General features: G+C 60.9%; 15 protein-coding genes. 13 read left to right on the top strand and 2 right to left on the bottom strand.

The genetic code is table 11. From position 1 onward, the window contains the following. Positions 1 to 30: 30 nt before the first annotated feature. From O4H53_RS18400 to O4H53_RS18380, 5 genes are all read left to right on the top strand, one after another. Entirely contained in the window at positions 31 to 1,140 is a 1,110-nt protein-coding gene (locus O4H53_RS18400) for an FAD-binding protein (protein WP_269366114.1), read from the top strand. Next, positions 1,137 to 1,505, top strand: coding sequence for a hypothetical protein (locus O4H53_RS18395; protein ID WP_269366113.1), 369 nt, complete (start codon positions 1,137 to 1,139; stop codon positions 1,503 to 1,505). Before O4H53_RS18400 ends, O4H53_RS18395 begins: the two co-directional genes overlap by 4 nt. Before the next feature lie 33 nt (positions 1,506 to 1,538). Then, the gene (glcF, locus tag O4H53_RS18390; RefSeq protein ID WP_269366111.1) at positions 1,539 to 2,933 is read left to right on the top strand and encodes a glycolate oxidase subunit GlcF; all 1,395 of its coding nucleotides are present in this window, start codon (positions 1,539 to 1,541) and stop codon (positions 2,931 to 2,933) included. Positions 2,934 to 3,029: 96 nt separating this feature from the next. Continuing rightward, on the top strand, positions 3,030 to 3,818 hold the full coding sequence (locus O4H53_RS18385; protein ID WP_269366141.1) for a trypsin-like serine peptidase: 789 nt from the start codon (positions 3,030 to 3,032) through the stop codon (positions 3,816 to 3,818). Between the two features lie 144 nt (positions 3,819 to 3,962). Continuing rightward, on the top strand, positions 3,963 to 4,433 hold the full coding sequence (locus O4H53_RS18380; RefSeq protein ID WP_269366109.1) for an Hsp20 family protein: 471 nt from the start codon (positions 3,963 to 3,965) through the stop codon (positions 4,431 to 4,433). Between the two features lie 247 nt (positions 4,434 to 4,680). On the opposite strand, the gene O4H53_RS18375 is transcribed toward O4H53_RS18380, so the two are convergent. Next, positions 4,681 to 5,130: a hypothetical protein gene (locus O4H53_RS18375; protein ID WP_269366108.1), complete on the bottom strand. Its 450-nt coding sequence runs from the start codon at positions 5,128 to 5,130 to the stop codon at positions 4,681 to 4,683. 275 nt (positions 5,131 to 5,405) lie between these two features. On the opposite strand from O4H53_RS18375, the gene O4H53_RS18370 reads away from it, so the two are divergent. Next, positions 5,406 to 6,167: a hypothetical protein gene (locus tag O4H53_RS18370; RefSeq protein WP_269366107.1), complete on the top strand. Its 762-nt coding sequence runs from the start codon at positions 5,406 to 5,408 to the stop codon at positions 6,165 to 6,167. Between the two features lie 74 nt (positions 6,168 to 6,241). Here the strand turns inward: O4H53_RS18370 and O4H53_RS18365 are convergent, their stop codons facing one another. Further along, positions 6,242 to 7,717 (bottom strand): NAD-dependent succinate-semialdehyde dehydrogenase, encoded by a 1,476-nt coding sequence (locus O4H53_RS18365; protein ID WP_269366105.1) that lies wholly within the window; start codon positions 7,715 to 7,717, stop codon positions 6,242 to 6,244. 97 nt (positions 7,718 to 7,814) lie between these two features. On the opposite strand from O4H53_RS18365, the gene O4H53_RS18360 reads away from it, so the two are divergent. The 7 genes from O4H53_RS18360 (at position 7,815) to O4H53_RS18330 (ending at position 15,062) form a co-directional block, all read left to right on the top strand. Then, positions 7,815 to 8,606: an alpha/beta hydrolase gene (locus O4H53_RS18360; protein ID WP_269366103.1), complete on the top strand. Its 792-nt coding sequence runs from the start codon at positions 7,815 to 7,817 to the stop codon at positions 8,604 to 8,606. Positions 8,607 to 8,787: 181 nt separating this feature from the next. Continuing rightward, a complete protein-coding gene (locus O4H53_RS18355; protein WP_269366101.1) occupies positions 8,788 to 9,879 on the top strand; it encodes a histidine kinase dimerization/phosphoacceptor domain -containing protein in 1,092 nt (363 codons plus the stop codon). 125 nt (positions 9,880 to 10,004) lie between these two features. Beyond that, the gene (locus O4H53_RS18350) at positions 10,005 to 11,081 is read left to right on the top strand and encodes a hypothetical protein (protein ID WP_269366099.1); all 1,077 of its coding nucleotides are present in this window, start codon (positions 10,005 to 10,007) and stop codon (positions 11,079 to 11,081) included. Further along, positions 11,056 to 11,316, top strand: coding sequence for a hypothetical protein (locus tag O4H53_RS18345; RefSeq protein WP_269366097.1), 261 nt, complete (start codon positions 11,056 to 11,058; stop codon positions 11,314 to 11,316). The genes O4H53_RS18350 and O4H53_RS18345 overlap by 26 nt, the downstream gene beginning before the upstream one ends. Beyond that, complete coding sequence (locus O4H53_RS18340) at positions 11,309 to 12,436, top strand: hypothetical protein (RefSeq protein WP_269366095.1); 1,128 nt, start codon at positions 11,309 to 11,311, stop codon at positions 12,434 to 12,436. The genes O4H53_RS18345 and O4H53_RS18340 overlap by 8 nt, the downstream gene beginning before the upstream one ends. Positions 12,437 to 12,489: 53 nt before the next feature. Continuing rightward, positions 12,490 to 14,430: an ATP-binding protein gene (locus O4H53_RS18335; RefSeq protein WP_269366093.1), complete on the top strand. Its 1,941-nt coding sequence runs from the start codon at positions 12,490 to 12,492 to the stop codon at positions 14,428 to 14,430. A gap of 8 nt (positions 14,431 to 14,438) precedes the next feature. Continuing rightward, positions 14,439 to 15,062: a hypothetical protein gene (locus tag O4H53_RS18330; RefSeq protein WP_269366091.1), complete on the top strand. Its 624-nt coding sequence runs from the start codon at positions 14,439 to 14,441 to the stop codon at positions 15,060 to 15,062. Positions 15,063 to 15,093 lie beyond the last annotated feature (31 nt).

The raw sequence follows: 15,093 nt of genomic DNA, 5'->3' as shown, positions 1-15,093 counted from the left end.
CCCCCGGGAATATTTAAGGCCAAAAAGAAAATGAATCTCAGTTCGGAAAAAGAAGTCAGCGCAGCAATTGCCGGGGCCAGGGGCCCTCTGTCGGTTTGCGGTGGCGCTACGCGTGGTCTGGCCGGCGCGGGCGAGGCCCTGAGCGTGGCGGGGCTCTCTGGGATCACGCTTTACGAACCGGGTGCGCTTACCATGGTGGCGCGGGCCGGAACACCTGTCGCGGAGATCGAACAGGCCCTCGCCAGGGAAAACCAGCGGCTGGCATTCGAACCGATGGACCACAGGGGGCTTCTGGCCACGAAAGGCGAACCCACCATCGGCGGGATATTCGCGGCAAATGTCGGGGGGCCGCGACGCCTTGCCGTAGGGGCGGCGCGGGATTTCCTGCTGGGGGTTCGATTTGTCGACAGTCAGGGTGTGGTCATCAAGAATGGCGGGCGGGTGATGAAGAATGTCACGGGCTATGATCTGGTCAAGCTGATGGCAGGGTCATGTGGCACGCTGGGGGTTCTGACGGAGGTGTCGATGAAGGTTCTGCCCCGACCCGAGACGGAGGCAACTCTTGTACTGTCCGGTCTGGACGATATGCGTGCCGTCGCGGCGCTGTGTCGCGCGATGGGCAGCCCCTTTGAGGTCACCGGCGCGGCACATGATCCGGGCGCCGGGGAAAGCTATCTGCGGCTTGAGGGGTTTGAAGATTCGGTTGCCTACCGACTGCGGCGGTTGAAGGACCTGTTGGCCAGCGCCGATGCGCATGTGCTGCAATCCGATGCCTCGGCGCGGAAATGGGCCGCACTGCGGGATGTCGAGGCGTTTCACGGCGTTTCGGGCGATGTCTGGCGGGTGTCGTGCAAGCCCTCGGCCGGGCCGGAACTGGCGGCAAGATCGGGTGCCGATGCGCATTTTTTCGACTGGTCCGGCGGGCTGATCTGGTTGCGGGTGCCGACGGGCCATGACCTGCGCGGTCGGCTGGGGGCGTTTGACGGCCATGCGACCCTGATCCGGGCCGACGCGGCGACCAAGGCGCGCTTGGGCCGATTCCAGCCGGAATTGCCCGGCGTGGCGCGGTTGGCCGCGGAATTGCGCGCGCGGTTCGACCCGAAGGGTATCTTCAATCCGGGATTGATGGAGGCTGTATGACAGTTCTGATCGGTATCTTTGCGATCTTCTTTGTCGGGGGGCCGCTGACCTTCCGGGCATTGACCCGACCGGCCCCGTCGCGTGATGCGCTGCAGGCACTTATTGTCTTTGCCGGAGTCTTTGCCCTGTTCGGGCTTGGGCTGCGCTTTGGTTTTGCGGGGCTATGGGGGCACGAGGAGATGCTGACGGTGGGGGGCATTCTGGCGCTGTGGTTCGCCTGGATCGGTGTGCTGGCCCTTGGCGCACAGGCTTTCCGGCGGGCGGAACCGGGGCTGTACATGCGCCGCTGGACCGGCATTCTGGGGGCGGGCGGGACCACGGTGCCCTGGTTCGGTCTGGCTTCCGCCCAGTTGCTGGTCGGATGAACCCGTCGTCAGATCAAAGTTAGCGGAGCCATCATGCAGACCACCTTTACCCCCGCCCAGCTGAAGGATCCCGACGTTGCGCGCAGCAACGAGATCTTGCGGTCTTGCGTGCATTGCGGGTTCTGTACCGCCACCTGCCCGACCTATCAGATACTGGGAGACGAGCTGGACAGTCCCAGGGGGCGGATTTACCTGATCAAGGACATGCTGGAAAACGAACGGGTGCCGGATGCCAAGACGGTCAAGCACATCGACCGCTGCCTGTCCTGTCTGGCTTGCATGACGACCTGCCCGTCGGGGGTTCACTACATGCATCTGGTGGATCATGCCCGCAGTTATATCGAGCAGAACTACAAGCGGCCCTTTGGCGATCGCGCCCTGCGCTGGATGCTGGCGCGTATCCTGCCCCACCCGATGCGGTTTCGCATGGCCTTGCTGGGCGCAAAGATCGGCCGCCCCTTTGCCCGGCTGATGCCGGATGCCCGGCTGCGGGCGATGCTGGAAATGGCGCCCAGGGTCATCCCGCCGGTCAGCCGCAATGATGACCCGCAGACGTTCCCTGCCAAGGGGAGGCGCAGGATGCGGGTGGCGCTGATGACGGGCTGTGCCCAGAAGGCGCTGAACACCGATATCAACGATGCCACGATCCGGCTGTTGACCCGCATGGGTTGCGAGGTTGTCGTGGTTCGGGGGGCGGGATGTTGCGGAGCCCTGACCCATCACATGGGCAAGACCGACGAAAGCCATCGTTCCGCGGCGCGCAACATTCGTGCCTGGACCGCCGAAATGGACGGCGCGGGGCTGGACGCCATCGTGATCAACACCTCGGGCTGCGGCACGACGGTCAAGGATTATGGCCATATGTTCCGGAACGATCCCCTGGCAGAAGATGCCGCGCGGGTTTCCGCAATTGCCAGGGATGTTTCCGAAGTTCTGGTCGACCTGTCCGATGCGTTTGCGGCTGATGGGGAAAGCCCGGGTTCCGGCGATCACCTGGCAGGGGCGGATGCAGGGCGCGGTGATCCTCACCGCCCCGCAGCGGGGCTGACAGTGGCCTATCACGCGGCCTGTTCGCTGCAGCACGGCCAGCAGATCAAGAGCCATCCAAAGGACTTGCTGAAGGCCGCCGGGTTCACCGTGGTGGAGCCTGCGGATCCGCACCTGTGTTGCGGCTCCGCAGGGACGTACAACCTGATGCAGCCGGAAATTTCAAAGCAACTGAAAACCCGGAAAATCCGGACGCTGGAGGCACGGCAACCCGATGTGATCGCGGCGGGCAACATCGGCTGCATGATGCAGATCGGATCTGCGGCTTCTGTCCCGGTAGTGCACACGGTGGAATTGCTGGACTGGGCCTCAGGCGGGCCGGTGCCGCCCGCCCTGAGCGGAAAATTGTCGGCCGAGGCGGAAATTCCCCGGCTGCGTTAAGGGTGCTGCCCAATTTTTGCCGCAAGTTGTCCATAACAAGGCACGAGTGGCTTGGCTTAGGGGAAATTCGTGCGGCGTTTACTGGCATTTACTTTGATGGTGGTCGTCACCGCAACGGCGGTTGTAGCGCAGGATGCCCGGCTCAAGCGTCTGGATTCCGGTGATGATGCCGCCGCATGGGAGGCCGTGGGGCGGCTGGATATCGCCGGAAGCGGATTTTGCACCGGCACGCTGATCGCCCCCCGCCTTGTGCTTACCGCGGCGCATTGCCTGTTCGACCGCGAGACGAAACAGCGTGTGGATCACAGCAAGGTGCGCTTTCTTGCCGGGTGGCGAAACGGCCGCGCCGGGGCCTACCGGGACATCCGCAGGGCGGTGGTGCACCCCGATTACGTTTATGACGATGTCGTCTCATCCGATCGGGTGCGCAATGACCTGGCGCTGCTGGAGCTGCAGCGGCCCATCAACAACACGACGATCAAGCCTTTCGGCACTGCCGCACGCCCCAGACCGGGCGATTCCGTTGGTGTGGTCAGCTATGCCAAAGACCGGTCCGAAGCCCCCTCGCTGCAAGAGCTCTGCAAGGTGATCGCGCAGCAGGAGGGCGTTCTGGTGACCTCTTGCTCGGTCGATTTCGGATCAAGCGGCGCGCCGATCTTCTCGCTGGAAAACGGCGAGGCCCATGTCGTCTCCGTGGTCTCGGCCAAGGCAGAGGTCGAGGGGGAAACGGTTTCTCTCGGTACGGCGCTGTCCACGCCACTGGCATTGTTGCAGGCGGAACTGGTCGCCGGAAAAGGTGTGTTCCCGGTCAGTGGCAGCGGCAGCAAGAGCATCCTGGCCGGGCAACGTGGCACGGATACGGGCGCGAAGTTCGTGCGCCCCTGATCTGTCAGCGGGGTCTTGAAACCCCGATATGGTATTCCCACATCTTCGATATCAGGACGCCTCTGCAGGGTCCTGACAACAAGGCCGGGCCTGTCCAATGGTGGAAGGTCCATATCGTTAATCGCTCGAAGATGAGGATGACACATGCGTACTTATGATTTTGCACCGCTTTACCGTTCCAGCGTTGGCTTTGACCAGATCGCCAACATGATGGACCGCGTGTTGAGCAATGATGGGGCAACCCCCAGCTACCCCCCTTACAACATCGAGAAACTCGACGACGACAGCTATCGCATTTCGATTGCGGTGGCAGGTTTTGCCGACGCTGACCTGAGCGTCGAGGTCCGTGAAAAGGCACTGATCGTGTCTGCGCGCAAAGCGGATGCGGATGAAGAAAAGACCTATCTGCATCGCGGTATCGCGACACGGGCATTCGAACGCCGGTTCCATCTGGCAGATCACGTCCAGGTGACGGGTGCCGCGCATGCCAACGGGATGCTGCACATCGAACTGCAGCGCCAGGTTCCCGAGGCACTGAAGCCCCGGCAGATCCAGATCGCATCGGATACCAAGGTGCTGGACAAGGATGTCGTCGACGCGAAATCCGTCAACTGAGGCGGCCGGTTCACGCTGGTCAGCCCCAAGGGGCGGATCACGGTCTGAACCTCACTCAAGATGGACCGGGCCCGGAGCAGAGATGCTCCGGGTTTTTTGATGAGCGGCGCTCAGGCTATGGGTTTTTCCAAATGTGGCCGATGTTCATCCGCCGGTGTCCACCCTGACAAAAAAGGGGGCCGGATCTGCCGTGGCAGAACCGACCCCCGGGACAGCCGAGGCAGTCTTGGGTTCAAACCGGGAGAAATCAGTTTGTCTGCGTCTCGGTGCCCGTCCCTGCGCCATTGCCCAGCTGCTGCTGGACTGCGGCGGCGAATTCCTGTTCGGTGACTTCCAGTTCGAGCTGGCCTTCGGCATTCAGCTGGTCGGCGCTCTGGATCGACACGCGGCCGCCTTCGACATCATATGAATCACCCAGGGCGATCTCATAGCGGTTCATGCCGTCTTCCAAAGCGGTCACTGTCTCGATCTTGCCGATCACCGCATCGTCTGACGTCACCGCGACAGCCGTGCCGTTTTCGATCGCCTCGGTCGTGGCGCTGTTGATCTCGGCGGTGGCTGCGGGTGCGACTTCGGTTGTCGGCTGTTCAGGTGTCGGCGAGGTTGCCGGTGCTTCCTGCGCCATCAGCGGCATGGAGAAAGCGGCCGCGAGAGCTGTCGATCCGACGAGGGTCCGGGTGATTTTCGAAAAGGTCATAGGTTTTCCTTTCTGTCTGTTAAGGCGAGAGACCGGCAGGCATCCTGCCCACCGGTTGTGGTGCCAACCCGGATATGGGCAGGGGGTTTCCCGCCTGCCACCGCGTCGGCGGCAGCTTGCGCAGATCGCAGGATGTCGGCGGCAGACCGCTTCTTGCGCCCCGTCGCGGGCGTGGTAAGGGGCTTGCAATCGCAGCGCGGTTTCCCGGTGGCGACGGTTACGGAATATTAGGGCGCAACTGCCAGTCTGCCCCGGTCCCCCAGGCCGGAGCCGTGATGCGTGTCGTTTCCCCAATTCTGCTGGCAGTGCTGTGCGCATCGGTTCCATGCAACATTGCCCGCGCCGAAAGCGGATCGTTGTTTTCGCAAGGGAACTGGGGCGGCGCGCGGGGCGGTTTGATTGCAACGCCTGCCCTTTCGCGTGACAGCAAGGGGACCCCCAGCCTGTTCGTGGGCCGTGCCGCGGCCGGCCTGTTCGCGGAAAGACCGGCCCATGAACCTGCCTTCGACACTGCGTCGCCGGTGCTGGCGCAGGGCTCTGATGTTGCGCGGTTGCGGGCGCTGATCGGTGCGGCGGAATCGCGGCGCGATGGCTATGAGGCCGTCCAGCATGGGGCGCGCGTCAAAACGCCGAAACCCCCGACACAGATGACATTGGCCGAAATTTACCGCTGGATCGGGCAAACACCGGGCCAGCCACATGCCATCGGCAGATACCAGTTCATCCCCGCAACCTTGCGCCGGGTTGTGGCAAAGCTTGGGATCGCCCCGAATACTAGGTTCAGCCCCGCTGTTCAGGACCGTCTGGCAGATGTCCTGTTGGCGGAGGCGGGTCTGCATGAATTCCGCGCGGGCAGGCTGGGGCGCGTGGCCTTCATGAACAATCTTGCAAAGATCTGGGCCGGTTTGCCCAATGTCACCGGCAAGTCGCATTATCACGGATATGCAGGCAACCGGGCGTCGATCACATGGGCCCGGTTCGACGCAGAGATGGCGAGGATTGATCCGGCGGTGATTGCTGGCCATGGGGTTGAGTAGCGGGCGCCCCCCTCACCCTAACCCTCTCCCCCGTGGGGGAGAGGGGATTTGTTTCACCTGTGGCGACCGGGCAGTCAGACGGACATGCAGATGTATTTCATTTCGAGGTAGTCTTCGATCCCGTGGTGGCTGCCTTCGCGGCCCAGGCCGGATTGCTTGACGCCGCCGAAGGGGGCAACCTCGGTGGAGATGATCCCGGTGTTCACGCCGACGATGCCGTATTCCAGCGCCTCGGCCACCTTGTAGACGCGGCTCAGGTCCTTGGCATAGAAGTAGGAGGCGAGGCCGAAGATCGTGTCATTGGCCATTGCGATCACATCGTCTTCGTTTTCGAACTTGAACAGCGGGGCGAGGGGGCCGAATGTCTCTTCCTTGGCGACTTTCATGTCCTGGGTCACGCCGGTGATGATGGTCGGCGCGAGGAAGTTGCCCGCGAGCTTTTCTTCTGTCGATCCCAGAACGATCCGGGCACCCTTGGAAACGGCATCCTCCACATGTTCCCTGACCTTTTCGCTGGCGTCACCGTTGATCAGCGGCCCCAGTTCGACACCCTCCGCGAAGCCATCGCCGACCTTCATCTTGCTGACGCGGTCCTTCAGTTTGGCAGCGAAAGCGTCGTAGACGCCTGCCTGGACATAGATGCGGTTGGCGCAGACGCAGGTCTGGCCGTTGTTACGGAACTTGCACAGGATCGCGCCTTCGACCGCGGCGTCGAGATCGGCGTCGTCAAAGACGATGAAGGGGGCGTTGCCGCCCAGTTCCATGGAACATTTCATGACCTGATCGGCGGCCTGACGCAGCAGGATGCGCCCGACTTCGGTAGAACCGGTGAAGGTCAGTTTGCGCACGGCTGGGTTTTCGCAGAATTCCTTGCCCACGGCAGAAGAAGACGAGGAGGGCACCACGTTGAACACCCCGGCGGGGATGCCGGCACGTTCGGCCAGGACACCCATGACGATGGCCGACAGCGGTGTTTCCGCAGCGGGACGGGCGACGAAGGCGCAGCCTGCGGCCAGTGCGGGGGCAGCCTTGCGGGTGATCATCGCATTGGGGAAGTTCCAGGGTGTGATCGAGGCCGCAACCCCGATGGGCTGCTTGATCACCGTGATGCGTTTGTCGCGCTGATGACCGGGAATGGTTTCGCCGTAGATGCGTTTGGCTTCTTCGCCGAAGAATTCGATGAAAGATGCGCCATAGGCGATTTCACCCTTGGCTTCGGCCAGCGGCTTGCCCTGTTCGGCGGTCAGGATCGTGCCAAGATCGTCCTGGTTCTCCATCATCAGGTCGAACCATTTGCGCAATACATTGGCGCGTTCCTTGCCGGTCCAGGCGGCCCATTCCTTTTGCGCCTTTTCGGCCTGTGCGATGGCACCTGCGACCTGCGCGCGGCTCAGGTCCGCAACCTTGGCGATCACATCGCCGCGGGCGGGGTTGGTTACATCAAATGTACCATCCTCGCCATCCACCCATTTGCCACCGATATAGGCGCGGGTTTCCAGGAGGCCGGGATCCTTGAGCATGGATTTCAGATCGGTTTTTGCGTCTGTCATTTGGTTGTCTCCGCTTTTGTTTGTGGAACCCAAAGCAACATTGGCTATGATTGTCCAGTTCCCGTTTGGTTTCGGGGCACTATCCAGAGGACGACTTATGACGCAGTTTGACGATGCCTATGACAATTCCGGCCATATCGAGGGCGCTGAAACATACCCTCCGAAGTGGGAAAAAGCAGCTGCTGCTTTTCGCCAGGAGCTGGGGGCGCGGGCGCAAATCGGGGTGTCATATGGCCCTTCTGACAGGCAGGTCTTTGATTTCTTTCAGCCCGAAGGCGTGTCGCGCGGGACCGTGATTTTTGTTCATGGCGGTTACTGGAAGGCATTCGACAGCAGCTATTGGTCCCATCTGGCTGCGGGGCCGCTGTCGCGCGGCTGGGCTGTCGCCATGCCGTCCTATGATCTGTGCCCCGACGTGCGCATCGGTGAAATCACCACCCAGATTGCCGCCGCCGTTACCGAGATTTCCAGGCGGACATTCGGCACATTGTCGCTTGCGGGACATTCGGCAGGCGGGCATCTGGTGTCGCGGATGACCGATCCGCTGGTGCTGCCATCCGAGGTGCGCGACCGGATCGCGAATATTGCCCCGATTTCCGCCGTTGCCGACCTTGCACCGCTGATGCAGACATCGATGAACGACATTCTGGGGATCGACGCGGCAGAGGCACAGGCGGAAAGCCCGGTCAACATGAGCCCGCCGCATGGCGTCAATGTGACCGTCTGGGTCGGTGCGGATGAACGGCCCGCCTTTCTTGAACAGTCCGAACAGCTCTCGCGGGTCTGGGGAGCGCGGCAGGTCGTTGTCGAGGGCAAGCATCATTTTGACGTGATCGATGCCCTGGCCGATCCTGAAAGCGACATGGTCCGGGCTGTGCTGGGCGGCTGAACCCTGCCCTGGCCGGTCAGGTTGCGGATCCTGCGCAGGTTGCGCCCGAAGGAGGGGTCCTGCCTGCCCGGAGGTAAGCGCCCGATCAACCTTGACCCGGCAGATCAGTTCAACAATACCGATGTGAAATTCACGTTCGGGCCAATTCTTCAGGATGCGGCGCGGCAATGAAAGAGCCTGGATGCAAGACAAGCTGATTGACGATGAAGAGATCCGCCTTGCGCTCCTGCGCGGATACAACATCCTGGACACGGCGCCCGAGGAAGGCTTCGATGAAATCGCACGACTTGCGGGCGAGATATGCGGGACACCCATCGCATTGGTGTCGCTGGTCGAAAAGGATCGTCAGTGGTTCAAGGCGGTTCAGGGTCTGGATGTGACGGAAACCCCCATCCAGATGAGCATTTGTGCGCATGCCATCCAGTCCGGCGATTATCTGGAGGTTCAGGACACAACCAATGACCCGCGCACGGCTGCAAATCCGCTTGTCACAGGCGATGAGCAGATCAGGTTTTATGCGGGGGCTTTGCTGACATCGGCCGATGGCGTGGCGTTGGGCACATTATGTGTTCTGGACCGTGTGCCGAGGGTGCTGACAGAAATGCAGCGCACCACGCTGAAGATCCTGGCAAAGCAGGTGATGCGTCATCTTGAGCTGCGTGAAGCCTTGGGTGCTGCGGAGATGCTGCGCCGCGAGGTCGATCACAGGGTCAAGAACTCCCTTCAGGCGCTGGAGGCGCTGATCCGCATCCAGACGCGTTCGGTCAAGACAAACGAGGCGCGCGAGGCGCTGGAGGCTGTACAGGGACGGCTGGCCATGGTCAGCAACCTGCATGAGGCACTGTATCTGTCCGATGCGGGTGCCATGGTAAATCTGAGCGGCTTTCTTGACCGGGTGGTTCAGACGGCGTCGGCGCAGATGCCGCAGGGCATCCATGTGCGTCATGAGGTGGAACCCTGCAAGCTCCAGTCCCGGGCTGCCTCAGCGGTCGGAATGATCGTGAACGAGGCCATCGCGAATGCTGCGAAATATGCCTTCGAGGGGCGTGACAAGGGGGCTTTCGACATCACCGGCAAGATTGAAGGCGAAAGCTATGTGCTGATCTGTGCCGACGACGGCGGGCCGCCTGCTGCGGGGGGCGTTCAGACCATCGTCGGAACCGGCCTGGGGATGCGCATCATGCAGGCGGCAGCGCAGCAGCTGGGGGGCGAGTTGACCTCGCATTCCGGTGAAAAAGGGCATGTTGTGACCCTGCGCTGGCCACTGACCTGACTCAATGCCCTCTTTTCAAGGGCATGGGCTTTTGCCACACTCTGCTTAAATTGCGGGTGTGGGTGATGTAAATTGCCATAACATTACCTACGTGTACTTTAACTTATTGGAAAGCGGAGACTTTAATGTCGAATTTGGATGCACAGGTCAAGGAATCCCAGGCGCAGGTCGCACAGGCGCAATCCAAGATTGCAGAGCTGACCAGCCGGATCGAGACAGCGCGGGCCAAGCTGAAGACGGGTGACGATGCGATGATCGACATCGAGAACGCGTCTCTGGAAGATGTCCACGCCCATACCGATGTGATGAACGCGAACATCGCCGAACTGATCATGGGCCTGGACGATGTCACCGCCGGGTTCAGCCGCGATTTCGACGAGATGCGCAACAAGACGGGGATGGAAACCTTTATCGGTATCTTCTCCCGCGCAAAGGCGGACAGCATGCGGCAGGAACGGGTGCGCTCTGCCTCGATCGACGACAAGTTGCAGGATCTGATCAGCAAATCCGACGTGATCGTCCAACTGCTGGAGGGGCAGTTGGCGATGTTGGAAGAGCAGAAGGTCAAGGTCGAAAGCAACCTGAGCGAGACGCTGGATGAACGCGAGCTGACAGTGGGAGAGCTGGAAACCATCCGTGCCGATATCGGCGGCATGGACCCGGACATCATCAAGCTGGAAAACGCCATCGCGTCAGAAGCGGATGCCGCGAAACGTACCAAGCTGGAAACCGAGCTGGCAGAGGCCAACGCGAAGTACAACGCGCTGGTGCAGGAGGAGCAGGTCAAGCTGGCCAAGTCCCAGACGCTGGAGCGCTATATCGAAAAGGGCAAGACCTGGATCGACTCCCTGCAGAACCAGGCGGCGACGCAGATGGTGCTGATCAACAAACTGCAGACGGACACAAAGCAGCGCGTGGTGCTCTATGACGCGCTGACCAAATCGCTGAAAACCGCCCAACAGCAGGACGTTGCCCACCGCATCAACGAGATCGGTGTGAAGACGGACCAGGAGGCGCAATCGGCCATGGCCGGGATCGGCGCCGCCACCAACGCCCGCATGGCCGAGATGATGGAGAAACACGAGGATCACATGGTGTTCGCGCGTGAAGTTCTTGAGGCCAAGGCCAAGGCGGATGAGCGTTTCGCACGGCGGTTTGCCGCGATCATCGAGAAACATGACAGCAATCAGTATGGCGGCTGAAAAGGAATACAGGAACAGGCATTCGGGAAACTTGCTTTCCGACCGAGGCAGGCGCGACTTGTTGATTGGTATTTCGCTTGTTGGCCTTCCGCCCCTTCTGGTGGTTGTCTTCAATATCGGCATTGGAGCCAATTTCTATGCTCTGGGGTTGTTGATTGCCGTGTTCCTTATCATCCGGACGTGTAGCCGGGAGTTAAACTGGCTCATTCTGAAAAGACGCTTTTTTGATGGCTGATCTTACGCTTTCGCAAGACCACGTCGGCATCACCGACACCTTCGCGTCGCGCCGCTACTTCGCCAAGTTCGAAGGCATCATGCAGCACATGTTGCATGTGGCCGGAGTGATGGAGGCCGAAGGGGCGCTGGACCGGGATGAAATCGACATTCTCACCCGCTATGCCGCCAAGCTGACCCATAGTTTCCGTGCGCTCAGCTACAAGTACCTGCTGGTGGGGCGCGAGACGGGCCGCTTCTTTGGTTCGTTGACAATGGACAACCGCGACAGCGGCTTTCCGGTGGCGGCGGAAATCATGACCATGGCCAATGACGCGCAGCAGGCCGCCAAACACCTGGAAAACATGCCGACCGAGGCGCGGCTGAAGGATGAGATGGTGCAGACCATTCTCGGCGACCGGAAAATTCCCACCAAGCTGCAATTCGCCCTGTCCCAGCGGATGTATTATGCGGAACTGGCGCGGGGTGATCTGTTCTGGGTGCAGAATGATCCGCAGGCGGCCTGGCTGGGCAATGTGAGCGAGGGGCGCAGGCGATTCCGCCTGCACTGGGCCACTTACGATTCAGAGGTCAACCTGCCGGTCATCTATCTGATGGAACTGGAGGATTCCGGCCGGATCGGTCTGCCCAAGGATGAACGCCGCTGGCCGGAGGTGCAGGCCCATCTGAGCGCGCAGGCGCTGGGCGGGCTGAAACTGCTGACCATCGCGCGCGGCTTTGATCAGGACTTTGACGATCTGCACCCCAAACGGCTGCGCCGGTTCCATCTGGGGCCGATGTACAGCCACGCCTACACCCGGCAGGCGGGCCCTCTGCGCGAGGTTCTGGCAGAGGCGAATGCGCCTGCGGGCCAGGACTGGGCGCTGGTCTGGACCGAGGAAGAACTGGTGAGCGACCGGGTGATCGAAGAGAAATCGGGCTGGTTCTCGACGGTCGAGCGGGAAGTCTTCGCGCTTGATCCATTTGGCGTGCAGGGGCCGGACCTGGGCGCCACGCGGACGGAGCGCAGCATCATCCTGCCCCAGCGGCCCTATCAGGTGCTGGAGGAAAAACGCCCCCCCGGCTTTGCCTCGGTGCGGAAATATGTGGTCAGCCCGAAAGGACGTGTTCTTCGATATTAGCGACGTCGTGCCGGAAGAGTGTATTTATTGAACAATGAAAATGAGTTTGAGATATGAGCCAGACATCTGACGCGATGGAGCTTCGGGAAGAGGATATTGCAAAGCACGTGAGCGTGGCACTCTCCCTGCTGGAGGGGTTCGACCACGCGCCGCGCATCGGCAAGGCCGCGGATGAGGTGCCCCGGTCAGAGCGGTCGCCGGGCATCGGCGCGCGGCGGCGGTTCCGCAGCACGACGCCGGGTCTGGCCACGCGGCGGACCACGCCCAGCGGTGCGGTGCAGCTGCTGGCGCGGATCGAAGGGGCGGATGATGGTGACACGCTGGTCACGCCCCTGCAGGCCACCGTGATGCACGCCCTGCGCCGCGCCACAGCCATCGCGCTGGCCGTAGCCGAGAATGTGGCGGAGCAATCCGGGCTCGGCGATCTGAAACGCGCGAACCTGGAAGGGTCTCTGCCTGCCGCGCGCAAGTCCGAGTTTTCCGAATTGTTGGCGGCGGAGGCGCTGGTGACGCTTTATGTCTTCGGTAACGCCACCGCCTATCTGCTGTCGTCGCATCTGTCCGAAACGACGGTCGAGGTCGGCGATGTGGATGAGGTGCTGACAGACAACGGCCAGACCGCCCTGCATGGCGCGTTGTGGGAGCTGGATCAGGACATCGCGGCGCATGCGCAGGACGATGCGCGGCTGGTGGCCACGGTCAGCGCCTTTGCCGAGGCGCTGATGGAGAAGGTCGCCCTGCGCGCCCAGACCGCCCCGCGCCTTGAAGGGTTCAGGGGCGCGTCCTGGCGTGTCGAGGCGGATGATTTCACAATTGCCGGGTTCAGCCCTGCCTCCAAGGCGAAGTCCACCAAGCTGACCATGACCTTCAAGAAGCCGAATGAGGTCGTGGGCAACCACATCGCCAAATATCAGGCGATGAAACTGGCCAAGATGCTGATGGCCTATGATTTCGACCGCCGCCTGAACCCCTTTGCCGATCTGGGCGGGTTCATCTTTACCTTCATGGGTGACGGTGCGCCGGGGACGGGCAAGACCACGCTGATCCAGATGATGGCAGGGCTGATCAGCGAATATTGCGGCAACGCGGGCTATCCGTTCCGCTATCAGAACCTGAGCACGGACAACATCGACAGCTATCAGGGCAAATCGGGCCAGAACGCCAAGGCCTTTATCAACAACATCATCGACCCCAGCGTGATCGGCTTTGGCACCATCGACGATATCGACCAGCTGGCCGGCAAGCGCGGCGACCGGCAGTCGAGCGCGGGCCAGCTGGAGATCACGGCGGTGCTGATGGAAAGCTTTGCGGGGGCCAATACGGTTGTGCGGGGCAATTGCACCTTCGGCATGTTCTCCAACTACCCCGAGAACGTGGACGATGCCCTGCGCCAGCGTGCCGGGGCGCGGTTCCTTGTGGACGGGCCGCAGACGCGGGAGGATTACGTCGACATCCTGTTTCTGCTGATGGGCAAGAACCACGATATCCCGCTGGGCGATCACAACGTGTTCGAGGCGCAGGCGATCAAGAAGGCGGTGGCGGCCTCGTTTGAATCCCATTCCAGGCCCCATGAGGCGGGGTTGCTGCGCGTCTACGAAGCGGTGCGCGGGGAGATCGGGGAGTTGGATACGATCAACAAGCTGGGGACGTACCTGAAGGGCATCCGGGAGGCCGACGAACGCTTCACGGGCCGCGCGATCAAGAACATCACGGATGCGGTCAAGGTCCGCGCGATGGACTTTGAATTGCCCGATGAATGGATGGAGAACCCCGATCTGTTCCTGTTCAAGGGGTATGACGCGAAGAAGGCGATGATCGAGGACATGCGCCAGCCGATCACGGTGGAGATGGTGATACAGGAGATCAACCGCTACGCCGACAGCGAATTCCGCTATGCCGACAAGTCGGACGAGGTGGCGATCGAGAACGCCGTGCGGGAGATGGGGAGGATGGAAGAGGCGAAGAAGCGGTATTTGGGGGGTAGGGAAGGGTGAGCGCATCTGTGAACATATCAGATGCTGTAACCGCTCTGGCAACACTCCTAATTGCTTGCGCAGCATGGGGTGCAACCATTGCGGCTTGGAAAGGCCTTGGTACTTGGCAGGATCAGGCCAAATGGCAAGCTGATCGCGACCTTGCAAGGCGAATCCTAGTTAGTGTCTACAACTATCGAAATTCTCTCTACTCCGTACGTCATCCTGCCATGCCACATGCTGAAATGGAGCTTGATCCTAAGCCAGAAATTGAACTCACAGCTTCTCAACGTCGAAGTCAGGGCGTGGTTCAAGCCTACGCTCGCAGATGGGAAAAGCATCGAACCTCGCGCGTCGAATTAGATACACTACTAATCGAAGCGGACGCATTATGGGGTAAAGAACTGTCCGAAATAGTAAAATCGATCAAATCGCTCGAACATGAACTCTATATTTACATCGTTAACTATCTCGACGCGAACTACCGAGAGGACCAAGAACTGGCGGCTGAGTATCAAAAGATACTCAAGAAGAAGAGGGACATACTTTATGATTCACTCGATGATGAGAAAGACGAGTTCCGAAAAGACTTCTTGAATGCCCTTGAACCGGTTGAGCATTTCTTGGCGAACAAACTAGGCCGAGCGAAATGAATATCTCTGGGTCAATTGAATCCTGCATTAA

Source organism: Sulfitobacter sp. G21635-S1 (assembly GCF_027213915.1).
Classification (GTDB): Bacteria; Pseudomonadota; Alphaproteobacteria; order Rhodobacterales; family Rhodobacteraceae; genus Sulfitobacter.
The sequence above is the reverse complement of the archived record's forward strand: the minus strand, read 5'-3'. Positions and strand labels throughout refer to the sequence as shown.